This window comes from Streptomyces sp. RLB3-17, from assembly GCF_007113425.2.
Lineage (GTDB): Bacteria > Actinomycetota > Actinomycetes > Streptomycetales > Streptomycetaceae > Streptomyces > Streptomyces mirabilis_D.
Genome location: NZ_CP041610.2, coordinates 1,673,720 through 1,698,434 on the forward strand (window position 1 = coordinate 1,673,720; position 24,715 = coordinate 1,698,434).

At 71.6% G+C, this 24,715-nt stretch carries 26 protein-coding genes; 11 read left to right on the top strand and 15 right to left on the bottom strand.

Translation table 11 applies throughout. The annotated features are described in order from the left end of the window. Positions 1-15: 15 nt before the first annotated feature. Entirely contained in the window at positions 16-525 is a 510-nt protein-coding gene (locus FNV62_RS08045; protein WP_144314954.1) for a mycothiol transferase, read from the top strand. On the opposite strand, the gene FNV62_RS08050 is transcribed toward FNV62_RS08045, so the two are convergent. Together FNV62_RS08050 and FNV62_RS08055 are read right to left on the bottom strand one after the other, a co-directional pair. Then, positions 513-1,577, bottom strand: a complete 1,065-nt coding sequence (locus tag FNV62_RS08050; protein WP_054233808.1) for an adenosine deaminase — start codon at positions 1,575-1,577, stop codon at positions 513-515. The two genes, FNV62_RS08045 and FNV62_RS08050, sit on opposite strands and share 13 nt — an antisense overlap. Before the next feature lie 41 nt (positions 1,578-1,618). Continuing rightward, positions 1,619-2,014 carry a VOC family protein gene (locus FNV62_RS08055; protein WP_054233807.1) on the bottom strand — a complete coding sequence of 132 codons (396 nt, stop codon included), beginning with the start codon at positions 2,012-2,014 and terminating at the stop codon, positions 1,619-1,621. Positions 2,015-2,385: 371 nt separating this feature from the next. On the opposite strand from FNV62_RS08055, the gene FNV62_RS08060 reads away from it, so the two are divergent. The 3 genes from FNV62_RS08060 to FNV62_RS08070 all read left to right on the top strand — a co-directional run bounded on the left by FNV62_RS08060 (position 2,386) and on the right by FNV62_RS08070 (position 4,920). Further along, positions 2,386-3,132, top strand: coding sequence for a phosphatase PAP2 family protein (locus tag FNV62_RS08060; RefSeq protein WP_060899057.1), 747 nt, complete (start codon positions 2,386-2,388; stop codon positions 3,130-3,132). After that, positions 3,086-4,138 (top strand): sodium-dependent transporter, encoded by a 1,053-nt coding sequence (locus FNV62_RS08065; protein ID WP_060899056.1) that lies wholly within the window; start codon positions 3,086-3,088, stop codon positions 4,136-4,138. The genes FNV62_RS08060 and FNV62_RS08065 overlap by 47 nt, the downstream gene beginning before the upstream one ends. A 71-nt stretch (positions 4,139-4,209) precedes the next feature. Next, positions 4,210-4,920, top strand: coding sequence for a dienelactone hydrolase family protein (locus FNV62_RS08070; RefSeq protein ID WP_054233804.1), 711 nt, complete (start codon positions 4,210-4,212; stop codon positions 4,918-4,920). A 55-nt stretch (positions 4,921-4,975) separates the two neighbouring features. On the opposite strand, the gene FNV62_RS08075 is transcribed toward FNV62_RS08070, so the two are convergent. From FNV62_RS08075 to FNV62_RS08095, 5 genes are all read right to left on the bottom strand, one after another. Then, positions 4,976-5,881 carry an aldo/keto reductase gene (locus tag FNV62_RS08075; RefSeq protein WP_179858070.1) on the bottom strand — a complete coding sequence of 302 codons (906 nt, stop codon included), beginning with the start codon at positions 5,879-5,881 and terminating at the stop codon, positions 4,976-4,978. 54 nt (positions 5,882-5,935) lie between these two features. Then, a complete protein-coding gene (locus FNV62_RS08080; RefSeq protein WP_097283252.1) occupies positions 5,936-6,826 on the bottom strand; it encodes a glycoside hydrolase family 19 protein in 891 nt (296 codons plus the stop codon). 256 nt (positions 6,827-7,082) lie between these two features. Beyond that, complete coding sequence (locus FNV62_RS08085) at positions 7,083-8,405, bottom strand: aldehyde dehydrogenase family protein (protein WP_143600481.1); 1,323 nt, start codon at positions 8,403-8,405, stop codon at positions 7,083-7,085. A 136-nt stretch (positions 8,406-8,541) separates the two neighbouring features. Further along, positions 8,542-9,759, bottom strand: coding sequence for an RNA polymerase sigma factor (locus FNV62_RS08090; RefSeq protein ID WP_060899053.1), 1,218 nt, complete (start codon positions 9,757-9,759; stop codon positions 8,542-8,544). After that, entirely contained in the window at positions 9,756-10,112 is a 357-nt protein-coding gene (locus FNV62_RS08095; RefSeq protein ID WP_060899052.1) for a YciI family protein, read from the bottom strand. The genes FNV62_RS08090 and FNV62_RS08095 overlap by 4 nt, the downstream gene beginning before the upstream one ends. Before the next feature lie 115 nt (positions 10,113-10,227). On the opposite strand from FNV62_RS08095, the gene FNV62_RS08100 reads away from it, so the two are divergent. Beyond that, the gene (locus FNV62_RS08100; RefSeq protein WP_144314956.1) at positions 10,228-11,328 is read left to right on the top strand and encodes an acyl-CoA dehydrogenase family protein; all 1,101 of its coding nucleotides are present in this window, start codon (positions 10,228-10,230) and stop codon (positions 11,326-11,328) included. Here FNV62_RS08100 and FNV62_RS08105 read toward each other — a convergent pair. From FNV62_RS08105 to FNV62_RS57970, 5 genes are all read right to left on the bottom strand, one after another. Beyond that, complete coding sequence (locus FNV62_RS08105) at positions 11,318-12,460, bottom strand: LLM class flavin-dependent oxidoreductase (RefSeq protein ID WP_143600484.1); 1,143 nt, start codon at positions 12,458-12,460, stop codon at positions 11,318-11,320. The two genes, FNV62_RS08100 and FNV62_RS08105, sit on opposite strands and share 11 nt — an antisense overlap. Positions 12,461-12,501: 41 nt before the next feature. Beyond that, on the bottom strand, positions 12,502-13,686 hold the full coding sequence (locus tag FNV62_RS08110) for an SfnB family sulfur acquisition oxidoreductase (RefSeq protein ID WP_144314958.1): 1,185 nt from the start codon (positions 13,684-13,686) through the stop codon (positions 12,502-12,504). A 4-nt stretch (positions 13,687-13,690) separates the two neighbouring features. Further along, positions 13,691-14,245 carry an NADPH-dependent FMN reductase gene (gene ssuE / locus FNV62_RS08115; RefSeq protein WP_060897914.1) on the bottom strand — a complete coding sequence of 185 codons (555 nt, stop codon included), beginning with the start codon at positions 14,243-14,245 and terminating at the stop codon, positions 13,691-13,693. A gap of 53 nt (positions 14,246-14,298) precedes the next feature. Next, positions 14,299-15,495 (bottom strand): dimethylsulfone monooxygenase SfnG, encoded by a 1,197-nt coding sequence (gene sfnG / locus FNV62_RS08120; protein ID WP_143614407.1) that lies wholly within the window; start codon positions 15,493-15,495, stop codon positions 14,299-14,301. 156 nt (positions 15,496-15,651) lie between these two features. Continuing rightward, positions 15,652-15,735: a putative leader peptide gene (locus FNV62_RS57970; RefSeq protein ID WP_351305882.1), complete on the bottom strand. Its 84-nt coding sequence runs from the start codon at positions 15,733-15,735 to the stop codon at positions 15,652-15,654. A 137-nt stretch (positions 15,736-15,872) separates the two neighbouring features. Here FNV62_RS57970 and FNV62_RS08130 point away from each other — a divergent pair, with 137 nt between their 5' ends. Then, the gene (locus tag FNV62_RS08130) at positions 15,873-16,799 is read left to right on the top strand and encodes a LysR family transcriptional regulator (RefSeq protein WP_181360854.1); all 927 of its coding nucleotides are present in this window, start codon (positions 15,873-15,875) and stop codon (positions 16,797-16,799) included. 10 nt (positions 16,800-16,809) lie between these two features. Here the strand turns inward: FNV62_RS08130 and FNV62_RS54535 are convergent, their stop codons facing one another. Continuing rightward, positions 16,810-16,977, bottom strand: coding sequence for a hypothetical protein (locus tag FNV62_RS54535; protein ID WP_165854173.1), 168 nt, complete (start codon positions 16,975-16,977; stop codon positions 16,810-16,812). A gap of 186 nt (positions 16,978-17,163) precedes the next feature. On the opposite strand from FNV62_RS54535, the gene FNV62_RS08135 reads away from it, so the two are divergent. From FNV62_RS08135 to FNV62_RS08145, 3 genes are all read left to right on the top strand, one after another. Then, entirely contained in the window at positions 17,164-18,696 is a 1,533-nt protein-coding gene (locus tag FNV62_RS08135) for an SDR family oxidoreductase (RefSeq protein WP_144314959.1), read from the top strand. A gap of 117 nt (positions 18,697-18,813) precedes the next feature. Further along, entirely contained in the window at positions 18,814-20,187 is a 1,374-nt protein-coding gene (locus FNV62_RS08140; protein ID WP_097283261.1) for a cryptochrome/photolyase family protein, read from the top strand. A 230-nt stretch (positions 20,188-20,417) separates the two neighbouring features. Next, on the top strand, positions 20,418-21,140 hold the full coding sequence (locus FNV62_RS08145) for a DUF4142 domain-containing protein (RefSeq protein WP_179858072.1): 723 nt from the start codon (positions 20,418-20,420) through the stop codon (positions 21,138-21,140). Between the two features lie 30 nt (positions 21,141-21,170). On the opposite strand, the gene FNV62_RS08150 is transcribed toward FNV62_RS08145, so the two are convergent. Continuing rightward, complete coding sequence (locus FNV62_RS08150; RefSeq protein WP_144314961.1) at positions 21,171-22,199, bottom strand: MerR family transcriptional regulator; 1,029 nt, start codon at positions 22,197-22,199, stop codon at positions 21,171-21,173. A gap of 132 nt (positions 22,200-22,331) precedes the next feature. Here FNV62_RS08150 and FNV62_RS08155 point away from each other — a divergent pair, with 132 nt between their 5' ends. Next, positions 22,332-22,925, top strand: a complete 594-nt coding sequence (locus FNV62_RS08155; RefSeq protein WP_143607242.1) for a sigma-70 family RNA polymerase sigma factor — start codon at positions 22,332-22,334, stop codon at positions 22,923-22,925. Positions 22,926-22,992: 67 nt separating this feature from the next. On the opposite strand, the gene FNV62_RS08160 is transcribed toward FNV62_RS08155, so the two are convergent. Further along, positions 22,993-23,835 carry an MBL fold metallo-hydrolase gene (locus FNV62_RS08160; protein WP_186003057.1) on the bottom strand — a complete coding sequence of 281 codons (843 nt, stop codon included), beginning with the start codon at positions 23,833-23,835 and terminating at the stop codon, positions 22,993-22,995. A gap of 150 nt (positions 23,836-23,985) precedes the next feature. Here FNV62_RS08160 and FNV62_RS08165 point away from each other — a divergent pair, with 150 nt between their 5' ends. Further along, a complete protein-coding gene (locus FNV62_RS08165; RefSeq protein WP_097283265.1) occupies positions 23,986-24,588 on the top strand; it encodes a TetR/AcrR family transcriptional regulator in 603 nt (200 codons plus the stop codon). The last annotated feature ends 127 nt before the right edge of the window (positions 24,589-24,715 follow it).

The following is a 24,715-nucleotide window of genomic DNA, read 5'->3' on the forward strand; positions in this document are numbered from 1 at the left end:
CGCGATGGTGGACGCATGCATGCAAAGGACATCCTCATCGACGCGTACAGCCGCATCCAGGAAGAGGTCCATGCCGCCGTCGGGGGCCTGTCGCCGGACGTTCTCAACGCCCGCCCCTCGGACGACGCCAACTCCGTCTCATGGCTGGTCTGGCACCTCACCCGCGTCCAGGACGACCATGTCGCGGACGCCGCCGGGCTCGAGCAGGTCTGGCTCGCGCACGACTGGGAGAAGCGCTTCGGGCTCGATCTGCCGCGCCGGGACACGGGGTACGGGCACAGCTCCACGAAGGTCGCCAAGGTGCGGGTCGACTCCGGCGACCTGCTGACGGGGTACTACGACGCCGTGCACGAACAGACGCTGGAGTTCCTGCGCGGGCTGACCGCCAAGGACTTCGAGCGGATCGTGGACGAGCGCTGGGATCCCGCGGTCACCCTCGGAGTACGGCTGGTCAGCGTCCTGTCCGACGATCTGCAGCACGTCGGACAGGCCGCCTATGTACGGGGGCTGGTTCAGAGCGCGTAGCCGGGCAGCACGACGTCCTCGATGAGGGCCCTGCGCTCGTCGAACGGGATGAACGCGCTCTTGACGGCGTTCACCGTGACCGTGCGCAGGTCCTCCACCGTCCAGCCCGCCTCCTCCACCAGCAGCGCCATCTCGCGCGTCATCGTCGTGCCCGACACCAGACGGTTGTCGGTGTTCAGGGTGACGCGGAAGCCGAGGTCGCGCAGTGCGGTGATGGGGTGCTCGGCGATGGAGGTCGCGGCACCCGTCTGGAGGTTCGACGTCGGGCACATCTCCAGGGCGATACGGCGGTCGCGCACCCAGCCCGCGAGGCGGCCGAGCTTGCCGTCGACGATGTCCTCGGTGATGCGGACGCCATGGCCGATGCGCTGGGCACCGCAGACCTGGAGGGCCTGGTGGATGCTGGGCAGGCCATGGGCCTCACCGGCGTGGATGGTGAACGGGACGCTCTCGCCGCGCAGGTGCTCGAAGGCGGCGAGGTGGTCGGCGGGCGGGAAGCCGTCCTCGGCACCCGCGATGTCGAAGCCGACGACGCCGGCGTCCCGGAACGCCACCGCGAGGTCGGCGATCTCCCGGGTGCGGTCGAACATGCGCATCCCGCACAGCAGGGTGCCGACCCGGACCGGGGTGCCCGCTGCCGCCGCCTTGGCCATACCGGCCGCCAGGCCCTCCTGCACGGTCTCGACGACCTCGGGCAGGGTCAGGCCGCCGTTCACCATCAGCTCGGGCGCGTACCGGACCTCGCCGTAGACGACGCCGTCCCCGGCCAGGTCGAGCACGTACTCCTCGGCCGTGCGCAGCAGGCCCTCGCGGGTCTGCATGACCGCGAGGGTGTGCTCGAAGGTGGCTATGTAGCGCACCAGGTCACCGGAGTTGGCGGCCTCGTAGTACCAGGCGGCCAGCGCGTCCGGGTCGGTCGTGGGCAGCGTGTGGCCGACCGTCTCGGCGAGCTCCACGAGCGTGGCGGGGCGCAGGCCGCCGTCGAGGTGGTCGTGCAGCACGGCCTTGGGGAGGCGGCGGATGGTGTCGATGTCGATGCGGGGCGCGGTCATGCGTGTCGTTCCTCGGCAGGTTCTGAACAGATGGGTGGATGTCAGGCGGTGGCGGGCTGGAGCAGGTCCCAGCGGTTTCCGTACAGGTCCTGGAAGACGACGACCGAGCCGTACGGTTCGTGGCGCGGCTCTTCCAGGAAGGTGACGCCCGCCTCGCGCATGCGGGCGTGGTCGCGGGCGAAGTCGTCGGTGTGCAGGAAGAAGCCCACGCGCCCGCCGGTCTGGTCGCCGACCCGGCCGCGCTGCGCCTCGTCCTTGGCCCGGGCCAGCAGCAGTCCGCTGCCGCCGCCCTCCGTGCCCGGCTCGACGACGACCCAGCGGGAGCCGTCGGGCCGCGGCTGGTCCTCGACGAGCCGGAACCCGAGGGCTTCGGTGTAGAAGCGGATCGCCTCGTCGTAGTCGTCGACGACGAGGGTGACCAGCGCGATGCGTCGCATCGGGACCCCTTAGGTAGTTATACGTAACACGCTAGGGTACGGCATCCCACCGCATGCTCCCGCCCGCCCTGCCCATGCCGATTCGCCAGGTGCGGCGGGGTGCGGGACGCTGGGCACACCCTCGGCCCCCGCCGCCCGCCGGCGTCCGGCAAGGCCGTGACCCACGCAGGGCGTTCATCTTTCGTGGCCGCCGCGGGAACGATCTCGGCCCGCCAATCGTCTACAGTTCTGTAGACCGTCTACAGGATTGTAGTCAACGCGGACGTGGTCTTCCGACGCGCCCGCACGCCTTCATGGAAGGGGCCTCCGTCGATGTCCGCAGCCCTGCACACCGCGCCGCCGTACGCGGTCGATGTTCCCCGGGCCCTGTCATGAGGCGTGCGGACGCATCGGACCTCGCGGGCTCGATCGCGGTCGGCAGCCTGGTCGCCTTCGTGCTGCTGACGCTGGTCGTGACCGGTCAGGACGGTGCCCCGCTCTTCGGCGACCAGGACCTCAACTCCTGGTCCGCGGGCCACCGCCCGCCCGTGGCCCTGGCCGTGGCCCGCGGGCTGACCTACACGGGCACGGGCGTCCTGCCGTACCTGCTGGTCGCGCTGGCAGGTGTCGTCCTCGGTCGCACCGCACGGCAGCGCATCCTCTTCGCCCTCGGCTGCGTCGGCTGTCTCGCCGCCGCCCAGGCCGTTCGGTACGGCGTGATGTCCCTGGTCGCCCGCCCCCGGCCCGCGACGGTGGAGTGGGCCACGCACGCCTCCGGCTGGTCCTTCCCCTCGGGCCACACCACCACGTCCGCCATCACCGGCGGCCTGCTCGTCCTCGCGGTGCTCGCGCGGGCGCCCCGCGGCGGGCGCACCCTCGCGGCGCTCCTCGCATGCTGGGCCGTCCTGGTCGGACTCACCAGGGTCTACCTGGGCGTCCACTGGTTCTCCGACGTGCTCGGCGGCTGGCTGTTCGCCCTGTGCTGGCTGAGCCTCAGCGTCTACACCCTCGCCCGCGTCGCCCCGCACACGTTCTCCGCCATATCGGCGCTCCGTCTCCGCCCCGGTCCCACGACGACGGAAGAGCGCCCCGATGACTCCCACCCGCACCGCGAAGTCCCCCCTCACTCGGCTCCGTGACCACCTCGGCTGGGCCGTCGGCGCGTCGTACCTCGCCGCCGCGGCCCTGCCGGCGCCGGGGCGGTGGTTGCGTCATCCGCATCTGATCGGGGTGGCCGGGTTACCGCACCTCGCCTTCGAGACCCCGCGTTTCCTGCTGTCCCTGCTCCTGTTCACCGCCGGCCTGCAGGTGCCGGTCCACGCACTGCGGGCACTGGCCAGGCGCCCCACCGCACTGCTGACCGGGCTCGTCCTCCATCTGGTCGCACCCCTGCTGATCATTCCGGGCGTCGCCTTCGCCCTGAGCCGGTCGCCCGACAGCGACGGGGGCAGCGGAATGATCGCGGCGATGATCCTGATCGTCGCGATGCCGGTGGCGGCCGGGGCCACCGTGTGGACGAGCAAGGGGGACGGCGACCAGTCGACGACCGTGGGCCTGGTGCTGGCGTCCACGATCGTCAGCCCGCTCACGATCCCGGTCACCATGACGGCCCTGTGCCCCCTGCTGAGCGGCGACTACGCGAACACGCTGGCGGGGGCCGCCCTGACCACCGGACACGCCTTCGCGCTCACGGGCGTCCTGCTCCCCTGCGGCGCCGGAATCCTGTGCCGGCTCGCCCTGCCGGACCGTGCGCTGACCCGCCTCCTCGCCGCCGCGGTCCCCACGGCGATGATCGGCTCACTGCTCCTGACGTACGTCAACGCCAGCGGTGTCCTCGGCCCCTTCCTCACCCATCCCGAACCGGTGCTGCTGGTGGCGGCGCTGGTCGTCGCCGCCACCGTCTGCGGCCTGTCGTTCGCCCTGGGCGGGATCACGGCCCGCGCACTGCGCCTGGACGCTCCGGAGGGCGCCTCCGTGACACTGGCCTGCGGGATGAACAACAGCAGCGCGAGCGCGGTCCTCATCACGACGACCCTGCCCGACCGGCCGCACGTCCTGCTGCCGGTGCTGGCGTACAGCCTGCTGCAGAAGGTGGCCGCGGGGCGCGTCGTGCGGGCCGGGGGCAGACCGGGCGTCCGCGCATGACATCGTGGAGATCAACTCGGGGCCGGCCCCACCGGCTCCTGCCCAGCGCTGCCCCACAGGAGTTGAGTGCGATGTCCGAGCTGCCGAAGCCGACCGGAGCCCCCGCCCATCAGAACGTGACCTTCCCCAGCGCCGGGACCACGGCCCACGGCTATCTGGCGCTGCCGCCGTCCGGGCAGGGACCCGGGGTGATCGTCATCCAGGAGTGGTGGGGTCTGACCGACCACATCGCGCAGGTGGCGGACCGGCTGGCCGCGGAGGGCTTCGTGGCCCTCGCGCCCGACCTGTACGGCGGCAATGTCGCCCATGACAGCGGCGAGGCCTTCCGGATGATGAAGGAGCTGCCGGTGTCGCGCGGCGTCGAGCTGCTCTCCGGTGCGGTCGATCACCTGCTCGGGCTGCCCGAGGTCACCTCGGACACGGTGGGCGCGGTCGGCTTCTGCATGGGCGGCGGCTTCGTCCTCTACCTGGCCGCGGCGGACCCCCGGGTCAGCGCGGCGGTGCCGTTCTACGGCGTGATCCAGGGTGAACTGCCCGACTTCTCCCGCCTGAAGGCGCAGATCCTGGGTCACTACGGCGAACTCGACACGAGCATCCCGAAGGAGAACCTGGAGCAGCTGAGGGAGGCGGTCCAGCAGCAGGCCGGCATCGCCGCGGACTTCCGTCTCTACCCGGCCAACCACGCCTTCTTCAACGACGGCCGACCGGAGACGTACGACCGCGAGTCGGCCGCGCGGGCCTGGGAGAGCACGGTGCCCTTCCTGCACGAGCAACTGGGCTGAGCAGGTCATCCGGGGTGGCCCGACGAGGACCGCCCCCGGTGGCGGGGCCCGTCGGTCACTCGCCCGGCCGATGGAGTGCGTCGAGGCGGGCCATCTCGTCGTCGGTGAGCCTGAGCGCGCCGGCGGCGACGTTCTCGACGAGATGGTCCGGGCTGCCGGTGCCGGGGATGGCGAGCACGTGCGGGCCCTGCCGCAGGGTCCACGCGAGGCGTACCTGCGCGGGCGTCGCGCCGTGCGCACGCGCGACGGCGAGCACCTCGTCACCGTCGCTGCCGCTCGGGCCCTGCGCGCCGCCCTTGCCCGCGATCGCGAAGAAGGGCACGAACGCGACGCCCTGTTCCCCGCACGTGCGCAGGAGTTCGTCGGTCTCGGCGTTCGGGGAGTCGAGCCCGTACTGGTTCTGCACGCTCACCACCGGCGCGATGGCCTGCGCCTCCTGGAGGTGCCGGAGTCCGATGCTCGACAGGCCGAGGTGCCGGATCAGCCCCGCCTCGCGCAGCTCGGCCAGCGCGCCGAAGTGCTCGGCGATCGAATCCTGCCCCGTCCTCCGCAGATACACGAGGTCGAGGTGGTCGCGGCCCAACTGCCGCAGGTTCTCCTCGACATGGGCACGGAGCTGGTCCGGCCGGGCCGGGGTGCCCCACTCCCCCGAGTAGTCGCGGAACGGCCCGACCTTGGTGGCGATGACCAGGTCGTCGGCGTACGGGGCCAGCGCGCTGTTGATCAGCTCGTTCGCGGAGCGCAGCGACGAGAAGTAGAACGCGGCGGTGTCGATGTGGTCGACACCCAGCTCGATCGCGCGGCGCAGCACGGCGATCGACCGGTCGCGGTCGCTGGGCGTGCCGAGGTGGAAGGCCGCGCTGCCCGTCAGCCGCATCGCGCCGAAGCCGATGCGGCGGACGGGGAGATCTCCGAGTGTCCAGCTGCCCGAAGCTGCCGCAGTGATCGTTTCCGAGGTCATCGCGGCAGTTTCGCACACCTTTTCCGGGCCCGGGCGGCTGCCGTCGACGGCCGATCAGCAGTAGAGGTTGCCGCCGGCCGAGGTCCCGAGGATCTGCACGAAGCGCTGATAGGCGTCCACCCTGCTCTGCACCTGCGCCGGATTCTTGCCGTCGCACTCCAGGGAGCCGTTGATACTGCGGATGGTCTGGCCGAACCCCGCGCCGTTCACCATGGCGTTGTGGCCCGTCATGCTGCCGGGACCCGTCTGCGTGTTCCAGTACCAGAGGCCGGTCTTCCAGGCCACGGCGGCGTCGTTCTGCACCAGGTAGGGGTTGTTGAGGAGGTCGATGCCGAGCGCGTCGCCCGCGGCCTTGTAGTTGAAGTTCCAGCTGAGCTGGATCGGGCCGCGGCCGTAGTAGGCCGACTGTCCGGCCGGGCAGCCGTAGGGCTGGCTCCAGTCGCAGTAGTGCGGGTAGTTGGCGGTGTTCTGCTCCACCACGTAGACCAGACCGCCGGTCTCGTGGCTGACGTTGGCGAGGAAGGCCGCGGCCTCCTGCTTCTTCACGGTGTCGCTGCCGGTGTTGGCGAACGCCGGATAGGCGCTCATCGCCGCCCGCAGTCCGCTGTAGGTGTAGAAGGAACTCCGGTTCGGGAACATCTGGTTGAACTGCGCCTCGCTCACCACGAAGCCGTCGGAGGGGGGTGTGGAACCTCCGTCGCAGGCGTAGGGGTCCCAGTACCAGGTGCTGATGATGGGGTCGTAGCCCGGGTTGTCGTGCTCGGCGATGTAGGTCTTCCCGTCGGTGTAGCGGACGACGTCACCGGTGACGTACGACCTCCCGGCCACCCAGCTCGGATAGCTCGAACAGGCGGCGGCGGAGGCGCCGGCGGCCGGTAGCAGCACCGGGGTGGCGGACGCGAGGGCGAGGGCGATCAGGACTGCGGAGATGCGGCGCCTCGACACAGGTCAACTCCTTTGCGGGACACGGCCGCTCCCGGACAAGGGCAGCGCGGAGCGGAGCCTTGTGCGCACGTGCCGGCGGAGCCGGCCACGGCGTCGGGGGCGGCCGTGGTGGGGGGTGTGGAGCCACACTCAACCGCTTTGGTATGTACCAGTCAAGGGTGTAGACCAGTCAGATCTGACAACGTTGGCAGAGAGCGCCGCACAACGGTGCCCCGGCAGATCCTCGACGATCCACCGGGGCGCCATCGGGGCCGACTCAGCCCAGCGGCTTCTCCAGCACCGCCTTGCGGTGGCTGAACGTCTCGATGGAGTAGCGGCCGTGGTAGCGGCCCATGCCGCTCTCGCCGACCCCGCCGAACGGCAGGTCGGAGACGGTCAGATGGGCGAGCGGCAGACCGAGGCCGAGGCCTCCGGAGGACGTCTCCTCGGCGATCCGCTCCCGGGTGGTGTCCGACTCGGTGAAGACGTAGAGCGCCAGGGGCTTGTCGCGGTCGTTGATGAAGTCGATGGCCTCGTCCAGCCCCGTCACCGTGACGATCGGCAGGATCGGCCCGAAGATCTCCTCCTGCATCACGGGGGCCTTGGGGTCGACGTCGGCGAGGACGGTGGGCGCGAGGTACTTGGTGGCCCGGTCTCCGGTACCGCCGATGACGGTGCGCCCGGAGTCGAGCAGCGAGCCGAGCCGGTCGAAGTGCCGCTCGTTGACGATCCGTCCGTACTCGCCCGACCGCTGCGGATCGGCACCGAACAGGGCCTCGACGGCGCGGGCGAGCTCGGGCTCCAGCGCGCGGGCGGTCTCCGGGTCGGTGAGGACGTAGTCCGGCGCGACGCAGGTCTGACCGGCGTTGAGGAACTTGCCGCGGGCGAGCCGGTCGGCGACGACGGACAGGTCGGCGTCACGGTCGACGAACGCCGGGGACTTGCCGCCCAGTTCGAGGGCGACGGGGGTGAGGTGCTCGGCGGCGGCCCGCATCACGATCCGGCCGACCGCGCCGTTGCCGGTGTAGAAGATGTGGTCGAAGCGCTCCGCCAGCAGCGCGGTGGTCTCCGGGACGGCGCCCTCGACGACGGCGACCGCGTCGGTGTCGAGGTAGCGCGGCAGCAGGCGGGCGAGGGCGGCGGAGGTGGCGGGGGCGAGCTCGCTGGGCTTGACGACGACCGCGTTGCCCGCGGCCAGCGCGCCGAGCATCGGCGTCAGCAGGAGCTGCACCGGATAGTTCCAGGGGGCGATGACCAGCACGACACCCAGCGGGTCGTACCGCGTCCAGGCCGTCGCGTCGGCGCCGAGGTGGGCGGGGACCGGGGCGGACTCGGGGCGCAGCCACTCGTCGAGGTGGTCGAGGGTGTGGTCGATCTCGCGCACGGTGAAGTCGATCTCGGTGCGGAAGGCCTCGGTGGAGCTCTTGCCGAGGTCCGCGTGGAGGGCCTCCGCGAGCTCGGCGCCGTGCGTGGTGAGCAGTTCGCGCAGTCGGCGCAGCTGGGTGGTGCGCCACGCGAGGGGCTTGGTGCGGCCGGAGCGGAAGGTGGCGCGCAGCCGGGCCACGATGTCGGCGGGCTGCTCGGGGGTGCGGTCGTTCACGGTGCCTCGCTGATCGGTGCGGACCTGGCGGCCCACGGGCGGTCGTCGTGAGCCGTAGGGCTCGGTGCAAACGCCAACCTTTCATGTGCCCAAATAAATTCCGGGTACACGGAGAATACGATCCGCGATCACGCCGTCACGGACGGAGGTCCCGGTGCGGGCTCGGCGGGAGTGCCGCGCGGGCCCGTTCGAGGTAGGCGCGCTCCGGTGCGCTGCCGGTCAGCGCGATGGCCGCCTCGTACGCCCGTACGGCCTCGGTGTGCCGCCCGAGGCGGCGGAGCAGGTCCGCCCGTACGGCGTGGAAGGCGTGGTAGCCGTCCAGGTCGAGCGCGTCCACGAGGGCGAGCGCCTGCTCCGGGCCCTCGACCTCGGCGACGGCGACGGCTCGGTTGAGGGCGACCACCGGGCTCGGGGCGAGCGCGGCCAGTTGGTCGTAGAGCTGGAGGATCTGGCCCCAGTCCGTGGCGGCCGCGGTCGGGGCGTCGCTGTGTACGGCGTTGATCGCGGCCTGGATCTGGTACGGGCCCGGCCGGTCGCGGCGCAGACAGCGGCGTACGAGGGTCTGCCCCTCGGCGATGAGATCGCGGTCCCACCGCGAGCGGTCCTGGTCGGAGAGGAGGATCAGGTCGCCGTCCGGTGTGGCGCGGGCGGGCCGGCGCGACTCGATGAGGAGCATCAGCGCGAGCAGGCCGAGCGCCTCGGGCTCGTCCGGCATCAGCTCGACGAGGAGTCGGCCGAGCCGGACGGCTTCGGCGCAGAGGTCCTCCCGGCCGCCGTAGCCCTCGTTGAAGATGAGGTAGACGACCGCGAGCACCCCCCTGACACGGTCCGGGAGGTCCGCGTCGCGCGGGATGCGGTACGGGATGCGGGCGTCGCGGATCTTGGCCTTGGCCCTGACCAGGCGCTGGGCCATGGTGGGTTCGGGCACGAGGAAGGCGCGGGCGATCTGCGGCGTGGTCAGACCGCCGAGAAGGCGCAGGGTGAGGGCGACCTGGGCCTGGGTGGCGAGCGCGGGATGGCAGCAGGTGAAGATCAGGCGGAGCCGGTCGTCGCGCACGGGACCCTCCTCGGCCGGTTCGTCCCGGGCGTACAGCCGCTCGGCCTCGGCGTGCCGGGCCTCGCGCGTGGACTCGCGGCGCAGCCGGTCGACGGCGCGGTTGCGCGCGGTGGTGATGATCCATCCGGCCGGGCTGGGCGGTATGCCCGACTCCGGCCACTTCGCCAGGGCGGTGGTGAAGGCGTCCTGGACCGCTTCCTCGGCGAGGTCGATGTCACCGAGGAAGCGGACGAGGACGGCGACCGCGCGGCCGTATTCGGCGCGGAACACGGCCTCGATGTCGGCGTTCGGAGTCATCCGTCCTCGGCTTCGCCCATGAAGGGCCGCACCTCGATCGGGAGGGTGGTCGCCAGCGTCGCCTTGCGGCCCCATTCCAGCGCCGCGTCGAGGTCGGGTGCCTTGATCAGGCAGATCCCGCCCAGGTACTCCTTGCTCTCGGTGTACGGGCCGTCGGTGACGAGCACGTCGCCGTCCTTGGCGCGCACCACGGTGGCCGTCTCCGGTCCGTGCAGTCCCCCGGCGAACACCCACGCACCGGCCTCGCGCAGCTCCGCGTGGAAGACGTCGAGATTGTGCATGATCTCTTTCAGGATCTCGGGCGCGGGCGGCTCACCGGGCGGCTGCATCACGCTCAGCAGGTAGTACTTCATATGTGCTCCTCGGCCGTGTCGTTCTCGGCTCGTTCTCGGGTGGTCTTTCACTGACTACACGAACCGGAGGCGGCCGGATCGACACACGACACGACGACAGCGGGAGATTTTTTCGATGACCACCCCACCGCATCCGCTCGTCACGGCGGCCGGACGGCTGGCGGCCGAGGTACTGGCCCCACGGGCGAAACGCGTGGACCAGGAGGGCGTACCTGCGAGCAGCATCGAGGCCGTCAAGCGGTCGGGGCTGCTCGGGGTGAGCGCGCCGGTGACCTACGGCGGGTCGGCCGCGCCCGCCGCGGTGGTCCGCCGGACCGCCGAGATCCTGGCCGGGGCGTGCTGCTCGACCTGGTTCGTGCAGACCCAGCACCACACTCCGGTGCTGACCCTGGCGAAGGGCGAACTCGCGGTGCGTGAACGGTTGTTGGGCCCGCTGTCGAGCGGGGAGCTGCTGTCCGGGGTCGCGTACGCACAGCTGCGGGCCTACCCGCGGGTCCCTGTTCGGGTCACCCGTGAGCGTGGCGGCTGGCGCTTCGACGGGACGGTCCCCTGGTACACGGGCTGGGGGCTGAACGACGTGATGCTGCTCGCCGGGGTGACGGACGCGGACGAGGCGCTGTTCGCGTTCACCGAGGCGCGCGAGCAGCCCGGACTGCGCCCTTCGCCGCCGATGCGGCTGGCGGCGCTCACCGCCTCGCGCACGGTGTCCCTGGAACTGGAGGGTTTGTGGCTCCCGGACGACGCCGTGGCCCTGCGCACGCCCTACGAGACCTGGGCGGTCACCGATCGCCCCAAGAACACCAACGCCTCGCCGGCCGTCTTCGGGATCACCGCGTCGGCACTCGACCTGCTGGACGGCGATCCCGCGGCGAAGGAGACGGAGCAGGTGCTGCGCGCCCGCCTCGACGAGGTCCGACGGCAGGCGTACGAACTCGCCGACCACCCGGTGCCCACCGAGCGGATCGAGGAGCGGCTGGCGGTCAAGACGCGGGCGTACGACGTCATGCGCGCGGCCACGACCGCGGCGGTCGTGGCTGGTGGCGGGCGCGCGATGGACCTGGGCAGCCCGGCGCAACGGCTGGCACGCGAGGGGATGTTCCTGCTGGTGCAGGGGCAGACCGCCCAGGTGCGGGCCGCCCACCTCGGTGCGCTCGGTTCGTTCGGTTCGTTCGGCTCGTTCGGCTCGCCGGGTTCGTCCGGTTCGCTCAGCTCGTGAAGGGCACCTGTGCGGCGGGGGTGGACGTAGGTGCGAACGGGTGCTGCCACAGGCCCTGTGCGGCCAGGCGCGGCAGGACGCCCTCGCCGAACCAGTACGCCTCCTCCAGATGCGGATAGCCGGAGAGGACGAACTCGTCGATGCCGAGGGCGTGGTACTCCTTGATCCGCTCGGCGACCTCGTCGTGGCTGCCGACCAGGGCGGTGCCCGCGCCGCCGCGGACGAGGCCGATGCCGGCCCACAGGTTGGGGTGGATCTCCAGGTCCTCGCGGTTGCCGCCGTGGAGGGCGAGCATGCGCCGCTGCCCCTCCGACTCGCTGCGGGCCAGGCCCGCCTGGACGGACTTCACAGTGTCCGGGTCGAAGCCGTCCAGGAGCTTGTGGGCCTCGGTCCAGGCCTGTTCGGCGGTGTCGCGCGTGATGACGTGCAGCCGGATGCCGAAGCGGACGGTGCGCCCTTCCTTCGCCGCCAGCCCCCGTACCCAGGCGATCTTCTCGGCGACCTGGGCGGGCGGTTCGCCCCAGGTGAGGTAGACGTCGACGTGGCGGGCGGCGATCTCGCCGGCGATGGGTGAGGAGCCGCCGAAGTAGACCTCGGGGACCGGGTCGGGGACCCGGGCCAGCCTGGCGTCCTCGACCTGGAGGTGTTCGCCGGACAGGTCGACGGTCTTGCCCTCCCACAGGTCCCGCACGATCTGCAGGAATTCGCCGGTACGGCGGTAGCGGGCGTCCTTGTCGAGGAAGTCGCCGTAGGCACGCTGTTCGTGGCTCTCGCCGCCCGTGACCACGTTGAGGAGCAGCCGGCCGCCGGTCTGCCGCTGGAAGGTGGAGGCCATCTGCGCGGCGAGCGTGGGTGAGACGAAGCCGGGCCGGAAGGCGACCAGGAACTTCAGCCGTTCGGTGTGTTGGCTCACCATCGCGGTGGTCAGCCAGGCGTCCTCGCACCAGGCTCCGGTGGGGGTGAGCACGCCGACGAAGCCCAGGTCCTCGGCGGCGCGGGCGATCTGGCTCAGATAGGCGACGGTCGGCGGCCGGTTCCGGCCGAAGGCCGTGGCGGGGGTGCCGTGACCGCCGCCGACGACATGGCGGCTGTCGCCGTTGGTGGGCAGGAACCAGTGGAAGGTGAGGGACACGGGGGCGTTCTCCGATCGTGGGGGCCGATGAGCGAGTGGGGTCACAGCAGGCCGTGGCGGGGTGGCTTGGTGCCCACCAGCACGTATCGGCCGATGTGCTGGATCTTCCAGCGGGCCGGGTCGTGCAGGGTGTGGGTGCGGGCGTCGCGCCAATGCCGGTGCAGATTGAGCGAGTTGAGGGCGGAACGGGTGCCGGACAGCTCGAAGAGGGCGCCCGCCACCTCCACGGCGGTGGCGGAGGTGTGCACTTTCGCGGCGGCCACCGCGATGGACGCCTCGGCCGCCGAGTCCTCGGTCAGCTCGTCGACGGCCGCGTCCACCGTGCGGGCCGCGGCAGCGAGCAGCGCCTCGGACGCCCGTACCTGGACGGCGAGTTCACCGAACCGCTGGACGAGGAGCGGGTCCTCGGCCGCCGTGTCGAAGCCGCTCTCGAACCAGGGCCGGCTCTTCGTGCGGACGAACTCGGCGGCCTCGGCCAGTGCGCCCGCGGCGATCCCCGCGTCGATGGCGGCATGCAGCAACTGGGCGATCGCTCCGTGGAGTTGGGGCCCTCGGAAGGTGAGGTGATGGGGGACGACACGGTCGGCGGGCACGTGGACGGCGTCGAGGCGGACGGTGCCGCTGGCCGTCGTACGCTGGCCCATGCCGTCCCAGTCGTCGACGACCGTGACCCCGTCGGCGCCGCGCGGGACGTAGGCGACGTGCAGGGTGTCGTCGGCGGTCCGGGCGAGGACGGGGATCCAGTCGGCGAAGAGCGCGCCGGTGGAGTAGTGCTTGACGCCGGTGAGGACGTACGAGCCGTCAGGCCCGGGGGCGAGGCGGGTGCGGATGTCCTGGACGTGCCGGGTGCCCGCTTCCGACTGGGCGTTGCCGAAGCGGCGCCCGGCCAGGACCTCGTCGAAGAAGAACGTCTGCTGCTCCGGCGTGCCCTGGCGGCGCAGCACGTTCACGTACACGAAGTGGTTCTGCGGGATCTGGGCGAGGCTGGCGTCGGCCGAGGCCAGCAGCCGGAAGACCTCCGCGAGGGTCTCCTGCCGTACGTCCGCCCCGCCGTGCTCGGCGGGCACGGTGACGGCGAGCAGTCCGGAGGCGGAGAGGCGGTCCAACTCCTCGCGCGGGAGCCTCCGTTCGGAGTCCCGCGCCGAGGCACCGGCGCGGAACTCCTCGGCGAGCGCGGCGGCGACGGCCAGGGCCTCGACGTCGTCGGCGATCACTTTGGCGGACATCGCCTCAGCCCGCCGCGGCCAGCAGCGGCGCGCTGCCGAGGGCCGCCGAGAACTGGTCGACCACCTGCGCGAGGGCCTCGGCCGTGGCCGGGGCGACGGTGATACCGCCGTCCTCGTCCGTGGTGATGTCCTTGTCGAGGGTGAACCAGCCCTGGACGATGTGCGCGGCGCCCATGGAGTTGAGGACCGGGCGCAGGGCGTAGTCGAGGGCGAGGACGTGCGCGGTGCTGCCGCCGGTGACGAGCGGCAGCACGGTCTTCCCGGTGAGGGCGTACTGCGGGAGCAGGTCGAGCAGCGCCTTGAGGACGCCTGAGTAGGCGGCCTTGTAGACGGGGGTTCCGATGACCACGCCGTCGGCGCGGGCGAAGAGCGCGGTCGCCTCGACGATGGCGGGATGCTTGAAGTCGGCGCCGAGCAGGGCCTCGGCGGGGATCGTGCGGACGTCGAGCGGGATCACCTCGTGTCCCTGCGCGGCCAGCCGGGCGTCCAGATGGCGCAGGAGCTTCGCGGTGCGGGAGGAGACGGACGGACTGCCGGAGACGGACAGGACGGTGGCCATGGGTTCCTCTTTCAGGAGCGGAAGCGGGAGCGGGAGCGGAGTGGGGAACGGATTCAGACGTGCGCGGAGACCGACTCGGGTTCGGTAGCGGTCTCGGTCGCGGTCGCGATCCCTGTGTCCGGCCGTCGCGCTTCCAGTTCGCGCACCAGGGGCAGCACCCGGCGGCCGAAGTACTCCACCTCCTCGTGGTAGTGGAGGAAGCCGAGGAGGAAGAGGTCGACGCCGAGCCGCTTGTAGGCGACGATCCGTTCGGCGATCTGCTCGGGCGTGCCGATCAGGCCCGTACGGAAGCCGTCGTTGTACTGGACGAGGTCCTCGAAACCGGAGTCCTGCCACATGCCCTTGCCGTCGGCGGTGGACCGTCCGGCCTGCTTCACGGCGGCGCCGAAGCCCTCGACGGCCTCGTGGTCGGCCTGGGCGACGATCTCGCGCAGGGTCTCGCGGGCCTCGGCCTCGGTGTCTCGGGCGATGAGGAAGCCGTTGAGGCCGAACTTCGGTGCCGTGCGCCCCACTTCGGCCGCGGCCTTCCGGACGTCCGCGATCTGCTCGACCACTCCGTCGTAGTCCTTGCCGTTGGAGAAGTACCAGTCGGAGACCCGGCCCGCCATGGCGCGGGCCGCGGTGGAGTTGCCGCCCTGGAAGATCTCCGGGTGCGGGCGCTCGGGGGTGTTGAGGGGCTTGGGCTTGAGCGAGAAGTCACGCAACCGGTAGAAGTCCCCGGCGAGTTCGGTGTGGTCCTCGGTCCAGATCTGGCGCAGGGCGCGGATGAACTCCTCGGAGCGGCGATAGCGTTCGTCGTGCTCCAGCCAGGGTTCACCGAGGGCGGTGAACTCGCCCTTGAACCAGCCGCTGACGACGTTGACCGCGAAGCGTCCGTTCGACAAGTGGTCGGCGGTGGCCCCGAGTTTGGCGAGGACGCCCGGGTGCCACAGTCCCGGGTGGACGGCGGCGATGACCTTCAGGCGCTGGGTGGCGAGCAGCAGGGCGAGGCTGAAGCTGGTCGACTCGTGCTGGAACTCGGCGCCGTAGCTGGCCATGTAACGGACCTGGCTGAGCGCGTAGTCGAAGCCGTTGTTCTCGGCGAGGACGGCCAGTTCGCGGTTGTAGTCGTAACCCCAGTCGGTGCGCTGCTCGATCCTGCTGGTGACCAGGCCGCCACTGACGTTGGGAACCCAGTACGCGAATTTCACGGGATTCACGGGGTCCAGAGGATTCACGGGATTCAGGGGATTCACGGGCGCTGCGGACATGCGGAACTCCTGTTGCGGATTTCGGGTACGCCGAATTCACAGGGCGCGTTCAGGACGGCGCACGGGATCGCGGAATTCAGGCGGTGCGGTGAGAACGCCGCGCACGGCTGTCCGACGACAGCGGTGCGGCCGATGGGGTGCGGCGGATCCGGGGACTCAGGCCGCGGTGCAACAGGAGGCGCTGGAGACGCGCGCGAGGTCGACATGGCGTCGCCGCGTGAGGTCCAGTCGCATCATCATGCCGTCGATCGTGGCAGCCGGCCGCGAGGGCAGTCAAGGAAAACCCGACCGGTCTCGTATCGCGGACCACCGAATTTCACGAACGTGTGACAGGGAAACCCTTGAACGGGCCGTGAAATGGACCGCATTCTGCTGGCGTGCGGACAGAGCAACTGGAATACATCGCGGCGGTCACCCGGCTCGGCTCACTGCGCCGGGCCGCCGAGGAACTCCACCTCTCCCAGCCGGCGTTGAGCGAGACCGTGCGGAACCTGGAGCGCGAACTCGGCGTCGATCTGCTGGAGCGCAAGCGGTCCGGCGCGCGGATGAGCGCCGAGGGACGGGAGCTGCTGCCCCACATCATCAACGTGCTGGACGCGGTGGACCGGCTGCGCGGCGCGGCCGGCGAGCAGCACCGCATCAGCCGGATGGTCCGCGTCGGCACGGTGAACGCGGCGACGGTGCCCCTGCTCATCCCGACGGTCCGGGAATTCCGCGCGGCGCATCCGCTGACGCAGGTGGAGGTGGTCGGCGCCCAGCAGACGGAGATCCACCGGGCCCTGTCGGAGGGCGGCCTCGACCTCGGCCTGGTGAACCATCTCGACGGCGACGACCTGCCCGCCGACTTCGAGACCACCGAACTGCTGCGCGGCCGACCGGTGGTGTGCCTGCGCCCGGACAGTCCGCTCGCCGCACTCGACGCGGTGTCGGCGGCGGACCTGCTGGACGGACGCGAGGCGCTGATCGCCATGCGCTCCGGGTACGTCATGCACCGCTATCTCCACCGGCTCCTGGAGGGCCGCGGCCCGGCCCTCTCGTACACGACCGACGGCGCCGAGATGGGCAAGCTCATGGTCGCCGAGGGGCTGGGCGCGACGGTCCTGCCCGACTTCAGTGTGATCGGGGATCCCCTCGAGCGGTGCGGCGCGATCACCCACCGGCCGCTCACGGACGACACGACACGCGTCCTGCTGATGCTGCGGCGCCGCCGGGCGGAGTCGGTGCCGCGTGCTGCCCACGACCTGCACGAGGCGTTCGTGCGCAGGGCGGCAGAGCTCGGCGGCCGGCTGTCGGGTCGGCCCTGACCGAGGGCGTTCAGTCCTCGTCGCCGACCGGCACCACCACGAGGAAGGCGTCCGACTTCAGGTCCATCACCACCGTCGCGGGCTGCCCCTCGGTGCGGCGCCGGGCCGCGTATTCCTCCGCCGTCCAGGATCCGCGCGGGCCTCCCGCCGGAAACCGCTCCAACACCTTCGTGCCCATCACGGCAGACACCTCCAGCTGTGACCTCGGACTCTCGTGTTCTCCCGCTTGCCCGCGATTCCCCCGGACATGTCCGTCAGGACTCCGCCGGACAGGTCCTGGGTGCATCCGACCGCCGTGTTCGCGTGGAAGAGATGACAGAGGGAACACGGAAAGCGGGTGGCCCGGTGAACGACGGAGGGACCCATGAGTGACTACGATCCCCGCCCCGGCCCGCGCTGTCTGGTGACCGGTGCCACCGGCTACATCGGCGGCCGGCTGGTGCCCGAGCTGCTGGAGGCGGGGCTCCGCGTGCGGTGTCTCGCCCGCTCGCCCGCCAAGCTGCGTGACTACCCGTGGGCGGGCGACGCGGAGGTGGTGCGCGGCGACGTCACGGACGCCGGCTCGGTCGCCGAGGCGCTGCGCGGCATCGACGTCGCGTACTACCTGGTGCACGCCCTGGGCACGGGCCACGACTTCGAGGAGACCGACCGGAAGGCGGCCCGGATCTTCGGCGAGCAGGCCCGCGCCGCCGGGGTGAGCAGGATCGTCTACCTGGGCGGCCTGACCCCGGCGGGGGTCCCCGAGGAACGCCTCTCGCCGCACCTCAGGTCGCGCGCCGAGGTCGGCCGCATCCTGCTGGAGTCGGGCGTGCCGACCACGGTCCTGCGCGCGGCCGTGATCATCGGTTCCGGCTCGGCCTCCTTCGAGATGCTCCGCTACCTCGCCGAACGCCTCCCGGTCATGGTCACGCCCCGCTGGGTGCGCACCCGTATCCAGCCGATCGGCGTACGGGACGTGCTGCGCACCCTGGTCGGCAGCGCACGGATGCCCGCCGAGGTCAACCGCGCCTTCGACATCGGCGGTCCCGAGGTCCTGACCTATCTGGAGATGATGCAGCGGTACGCCGCCGTCGCCGGGCTGCCCCGCAGGCTGATCCTGCCCGTGCCGGTGCTCACCCCCGGACTCTCCAGCCACTGGGTCGGCCTGGTCACCCCGGTGCCCGCGTCCATCGCGCGCCCGCTCACCGAATCGCTGCGCCACGAGGTCGTCTGCCACGAACACGACATCGTCCGGTACGTCCCCGATCCCCCGGGGCGTCCGATCGGCTTCGACGACGCGGTGTCGCTGGCCCTGCAACGGGTGCGGGACGCCCAGGTCACCACCCGGTGGTCGTCGGCCTCCGTGCCCGGCGCGCCCAGTGATCCCCTCCCCACCGACCCCGACTGGGCGGGTGGCAGCCTCTACACCGATCAACGCGAACAGGTGGTGGACGCGCCGCCCGGGGCGCTGTGGCGGGTGATCGAGGGCATCGGAGGTGAGAACGGCTGGTACTCCTTCCCGCCCGCCTGGGCGCTCCGTGGCCGGCTGGACCGGCTGGTGGGCGGCGTGGGCCTGCGGCGCGGACGGCGCGACGCCGCCCGGCTGCGCGTGGGCGACTCGCTCGACTTCTGGCGCGTCGAGGAGATCGAGCCGGGCCGTCTGCTGCGGCTGCGCGCAGAAATGCGACTGCCGGGCCTCGCCTGGCTGGAGATGTACGCCGGGCCCGGCGCCGAGGGCCGGTCCCGCTACCGGCAACGGGCCCTGTTCCATCCGCACGGCCTGCTGGGACACGCCTACTGGTGGAGTATCTCGCCCTTCCACGCCGTCGTGTTCGGCGGCATGGCCCGCAACATCGCCAAGGCGGCCGAGGCCGACGTACCGTCCGGGGCGTGGCGGGCCGCCGTGCCGTCCCTCTGAGTCCCGCATCCCCTCGCCGATGCCCGCATCCGCGAGGGGCCGCGGGCCCGAAGCAGTCATGGCCGCGCTCGTCGCCGCCCCGTCACAACACCGCCTCCCCCGTCCCGGAGTCACACCATGAACGTCTCGGTCGTCCTGTTCACCTCGGACCTGCGCCTGCACGACCATCCGGCGCTGCGCGCGGCGCAGGACGGTTCGGCAGCGCTGGTGCCGCTGTTCGTACGGGACGACGCCGTCGCCGAAGCGGGGTTCACGGCACCCAACCGCATGGCGTTCCTGGCGGACTGTCTGGCGGACCTGGACGGCGGACTGCGGGCGCGCGGCGGCCGCCTCGTGGTGCGCTCCGGCGATGTCGTCGCACAGGTGTGCCAGGTGGTCGCCGAGGCGGACGCCGACGAGGTGCACATGGCGGCGGGGGTCAGTGGCTACGCCCGCCGCCGCGAGGAGCGGCTGCGCACGGCCCTGGAGGGCGAGGGATGCCGGCTGCACGTTCACGACACCGTGATCACCGCGCTCGCGCCCGGCGCCGTCACTCCGTCCACCTCGGACCACTTCGCCGTGTTCACACCGTACTTCCGGCACTGGTCGCAGGAGCCGCTGCGGGACCCGGTCGCCGCGCCCCGGGCGATCCGGGTGCCGGACGGCGTCGGCTCGGAGGCAATCCCCTCCCGCACGGGCCTGTCCGGGCTGTCGGAAGGGCTGGCGCGCGGCGGCGAGTCGGAAGGCAGGAAGCGGCTCACGGCCTGGCTGCGCGCGGACATCGCCTCGTACGAGGACGGCCACGACGACCTGTCGGGCGACGCCACCTCCCGGCTCTCCCCCCATCTGCACTTCGGCACCCTCTCCCCGGTCGAACTCGTCCACCGGGCGCGCGCGGCGGGCGGCCCGGGCGCCGAGGCGTTCGTACGACAACTGGCCTGGCGTGACTTCCACCACCAGGTGCTCGCCGCGCGGCCCGACGCGGCCGTCGCCGACTACCGCACCAAACGCGACCGTTGGCGCTCGGAGAGAGCGGCGCACGAGGACATCAAGGCCTGGAAGAAGGGACGCACCGGCTATCCGATCGTCGACGCGGCGATGCGCCAACTGCGCCACGAGGGCTGGATGCACAACCGGGCACGGCTGCTGGCCGCCAGCTTCCTCACCAAGACGCTGTACGTGGACTGGCGGATCGGGGCCCGGCACTTCCTGGACCTGCTGGTGGACGGCGATGTCGCGAACAACCAGCTCAACTGGCAGTGGATGGCCGGAACGGGCACGGACTCACGGCCGGGCCGCGTCCTCAATCCGGTGACGCAGGCCAAGCGGTACGACCCGGACGGGGAGTACGTCCGGCGCTGGGTGCCGGAGCTGGCGGGGCTCGCGGGCGGCGCCGTGCACGAACCCTGGAAACTCCGGGGCCTGGAGCGCGCCGCGTACGACTACCCGGACCCCGTCGTCGAACTCTCCGAGGGGCTGGCCCGGTTCAGGGCTGCTCGGGATCGTGACTGAGCGGCATCGCAGCTGCGCGGCCGAGCAGCATCACGGCAGATGAGAGGGTGGCTCAGCGGTTCGCGACTGCGCGAGCGGCGGCACAGATTTTGCTTTCCCTAAAGATTTCTCCGGCCCGCGCAGCCGTACTGGTGGACGTTCGACACACCCGTACCGGATCCACGCACCGGATCCACCGAGCGGCCCACCGGAGCGTCACACTCCGGGCCGCCGCCCCGCCAGGAGGCTCAATGCGCATTGCACGAACCGCAGGAACCGTCTTCGTGGCAGGTGCGTTGGTCATGACTCTCGCCGCGCTCGCGTATCCCAGCATGCTCGGACTGCAGACCACGGCCGCTGATCAGAGCCGCGTCATCGCCAATACCTCGACGGGCCCGGTGACCGAGGCCGACCGCGACTTCGTCGTCAAGGTGCGGGCGGCCGGGCTGTGGGAGTACCCCGTGGGGATGCTGGGTCTGCAGAAGGGCACCACCCCGGCGGTCAGGACCGCCGGTGACCACCTGGTCAGGGGCCATGCCGCGCTGGACGAGACCGACCGCAAGGTCGCCGCCGCACTCGGCATCACCATCCCCAACAAGCCGTCTCCTCAGCAGCAGGGCTTCGTGTCGACGCTTACCGGAGAAACCGGCAAGCAGTTCGACACCGACTTCGCCAACATCCTGCGGATGACCCACGGTTCGATCTTCAACACCGTCGCCAAGATCCGGTCCACCACCAAGAACTCGCTGGTCCGCCAGCTGGCCGACCAGGCCAACGTCACGGTGCTTGACCACATCACGGTGATGGAGAAGACCGGGCTGGTCAACTTCGACCAGACGCTGTTCCAGCAGACCACCCCGCCGAAGCTGCCCGCCTCCGATCTCACGCCGCCCGCGCCCGCCCCGGGTGAGCCGACCGCCGTGCTCACCCCGCCCGCCGGCGCCTCCCCCTCGCCCACCGGGACGGTCGGCTGAGCCGTACCCGGCCCGACGGCGCGCGGGCGATCAGCCCCGGATGACCGGGACGGGCCGGTCGTACAGGGCCGAGAGGGTGCCGAGGGCGTCCCGAAGCCCGGGCGGGCGGAGCATCCCCCGCGCCGGGCGGCCTGCCCAGCCCGGCCCGCCGAGCAGCACGGCCGGGTGACCGCGGGCCCCCTTGACTCCCCACCGGGTGTCCGCGACATGCCGGGCCAAGGGCAGGTCGGCCGTCGAACGCGTCTGGGCCCACAGCAGTACGGCCTTCGGGCCCAGCCGTCGTACGGCGGCGGTCAGCGCCTCCGTCGGAACCGCCGCGCCGAACATCCGGGTGGGCAGGCCGAGTTCGACGAGCCCCGCGTGCAGCGCCTCCAGCGCCAGGCTGTGCTGTTCGCCCGGGACGCACGCCAGCACCACCGGCCCGGCGGCGGCCCGGGTTCCCTCGGGCGCGACCGGCTCGGTGGCGCGGTGCAGGGCACGTGAAATGTGCCAGGACAGCAGGTGTTCCACCTCCACATAACGGTCGCCGGAGGACTCCCACTTGCGTCCGACCGCGTGCAGGGTCGGCACCATCACCTCGTCCCAGGCGAGGACCACGCCGTAGCGCGCCACGAGAGAGGCCAGTTGGTCGCCCACGGTCGGTGCGTCGAGGCGGACCGCGGCGCGCGCGAGACCCCTGCACTCCTGGCGGACGTCACCGAGCGGGAGCGCGCCGGCCGCCTGCGAACGATGCCCGCCCGGCCGGTCGCCTCCCCCGGGCAGCTCCGGGCCGGGCCGGTTCCGCCCGACGCCCTCCTGGGCGGTCCTGGCCGCCTGGGCGGGCGGTACCCCGGCCGAGGTCAGCCGGCACATCTCCTCGAGCATGGCCACGTCCTGCGGCGTCCAGCGGCGGTGCCGTCCGTCGGAACGGACCGCGGGCCCCACCCCGTACCTCCGGTCCCAGGAACGCAGGGTCGTGGGCGACACCCCGAGGCGGCGGGCCAGGGACCCCGTCGTGACGCCCGCTTCGACGGGCCGCGCGGCCGCCTCCCGCCGCTGTGCCGGTTGGTTCTCGCCCATGCGGCGACTATACGACGCACAAACGATGCGAGTTGTCCGTCATGTGCCTCCGTTCACACGATGGGGATCACCGGGCGCGTCGCGGGAAGCGCACGGTGACCGGGAGCCCGCCCGAACCGAGGAGCCGTGGCCATGACCGTGGATTCCATCACCGAGCAGTGCGTCGACGGGCGGTGGGAGCCGCTCTCCGACACGGATCTGGCCCAGGGTCTCGTGGACGGCGACGAGGAGTGTCTGACCGCCGCCTACCACCGCTGGGGAACGCTGGTGCACACACTGGCGGGACGTTCGCTGGGAGACGCCCGGGAGGCCGAGGACGTCACCCAGCAGGTGTTCCTGGCCGCCTGGCAGGGCCGGCGGGGTTATCGCCCCGAGCGCGGCGCGTTCGTGGGCTGGCTCGTCGGCATCACCCGCCGCAAGATCGCCGACGCGCTCTCCGCGCGGACCCGCCGTACCGATCTGGTCGCCGCCGCCGGAGCCCTCCTCGGCCCGGTCGACGACACCCGGGCCCGCCCGGAGACCGTGCTCGACCGCGTCCTCCTGCGCGGCGAGCTCGCCAGACTTCCCGCGCCCCAGCGCCGGGTGCTGCACCTCGCGTTCTACGAGGACCTGACCCAGCCCCAGATCGCGCAGCGCACCGGCTGGCCACTGGGCACCGTCAAGAGCCACTCCCGGCGCGGACTGCACCAGCTGCGCCGGGGTCTGCGCGCGCAGGCCGTCGGATGAACTCCTGAGTTCGCCACCGCGAGCCGATCCACCGGCGGTCGCAGAGCCTGGTCGGGATGGACCGAGATCACGACGGAGTCGTTCCCGGACCTTCGGCCCCACCCGCGTAACGCGCCAGTTCCCACGGGTCGTGCGCGCTGAAGACCTCCACCTCGTCGCCGTGCCGCCGCACCAGTTCCCGCAGACGGGCGTGGTTGCCGAGACGCAGCGGCCGGTCCACCTCGGTGATCTGCTGGAGGACGTCCAAGCCGGGGTGTCCCCGGGGATGGTCGGGGTCGATCTCGTGGTGGAAGTAGTACGCGTCCCCGCAGTGCAGCAGCCGGCGATCACCGTCGGCGACGGCGATCGCACTGTGGCCGCGGGTGTGGCCGCCGAGCGGGACCAGCAGGATCTCGGCGTCCAGGCCCTCCAGCGGGCGCACGGCGTCGAATCCGAACCACGCCTCGCCGTACGGCTGCGCGTACGTCACCCAGTGCGGCCGGTGCGCCCACTGGGCGGGGCGGTAGCGGACGCGGTCCTCGGGGTGAGCCCCGGGGGCCGCCATCGCCGCGCGGTGTTCGGCCTCGCTCAGATGGACCTTGGCCCAGGGGAAGTCGGGCAGTCCCCCGGCATGGTCGAGGTCGAGGTGGCTGAGGACGATGTGCCGGACGTCCTCCGGGCGGAAGCCGAGCGCGGTGACCTGGTGCAGCGCGGTCTCCGCGAGGTCGAGGACGGGCTGGGCCCGGCCGAGGAAGTCCGGGCCGAGGCTCTCCTCGGGCCGCGCCACGTCCTGCGTACCGATGCCGCTCTCGACGAGGACGAGCCCGTCCCGGTCGGTCTCCACGAGAAGACAGTGGCAGACCGCGGGAAGGCTCCCCTCCTCGGTGTCGATCGTCCGCATGGAGCCGCAGTTCAGGTGATGGATCTTCACGGTGAGTCCCTTCGGTGGGTCGATTCGGTAGATCGATTCGGTGGGTCCCTCGTACGCGCCCGGTACCGCCCGCTCACGAACCCGAGCCAGCACATAGCTACCGAACGATCGTCAGCTAATTGCGAACGGTCGTTAGGTTAAAGTGACCGCATGAGCCCCCGCAAGTCCGTTGCCGAAACCGCCGCCACGCGGAGCCGGATCATCGACAGCGCCCTGACGCTGGCCTCCACCGACGGCCTCGAAGGCCTCACCATCGGCCGCCTGGCGACCGATCTGGAGATGAGCAAGGCCGGAGTGATCGGCCACTTCGGCAGCAAGGAAGCGCTCCAACTCGCCGTTCTGGCCGCGGCCGTCGAGAGGTTTCGGCTACGCGTGCCGGCCCGGGCCGTCGGCGCCAGACCCGGCACCGAGCGGCTGACGCGCGCCTTCGACGAGTGGATCGACTACATGACGGAGGGCGAGGGGCACGGCGGCTGCTTCCTCACCTCGGTGGCGAGCGAGTTCGACGGCCGCCCCGGTCCGGTTCGCGACGCGGTGCTCGACGCGCTCGCCTCATGGTCGGCGTACGTCGCGGCGGAGTTGGGCACGGCGGTCGAGGCCGGCGAACTGCCGCCGCGCACCGATGTGGAACAGCTCGCCTTCGAGCTCAACGGCGTGGCCCTGGCGGCCAATCAGTCCATCCAGCTCCATCGCGACCCGCAGGCACCCACGCGGGCCCGCCGCGCCGTCGCCCGTCTCCTCAGCGCCCCCTGAGGGCGGATCCCGCCCCGGCGGAGCGAAAAGCCACCTCTACACATAAAGAAGAAATAAGAGCACAATGAAAACAAGCGGCGCCAACCCGCATACCGCACCAGAAGCGGTCAGGCCTGCAGAGAACGAA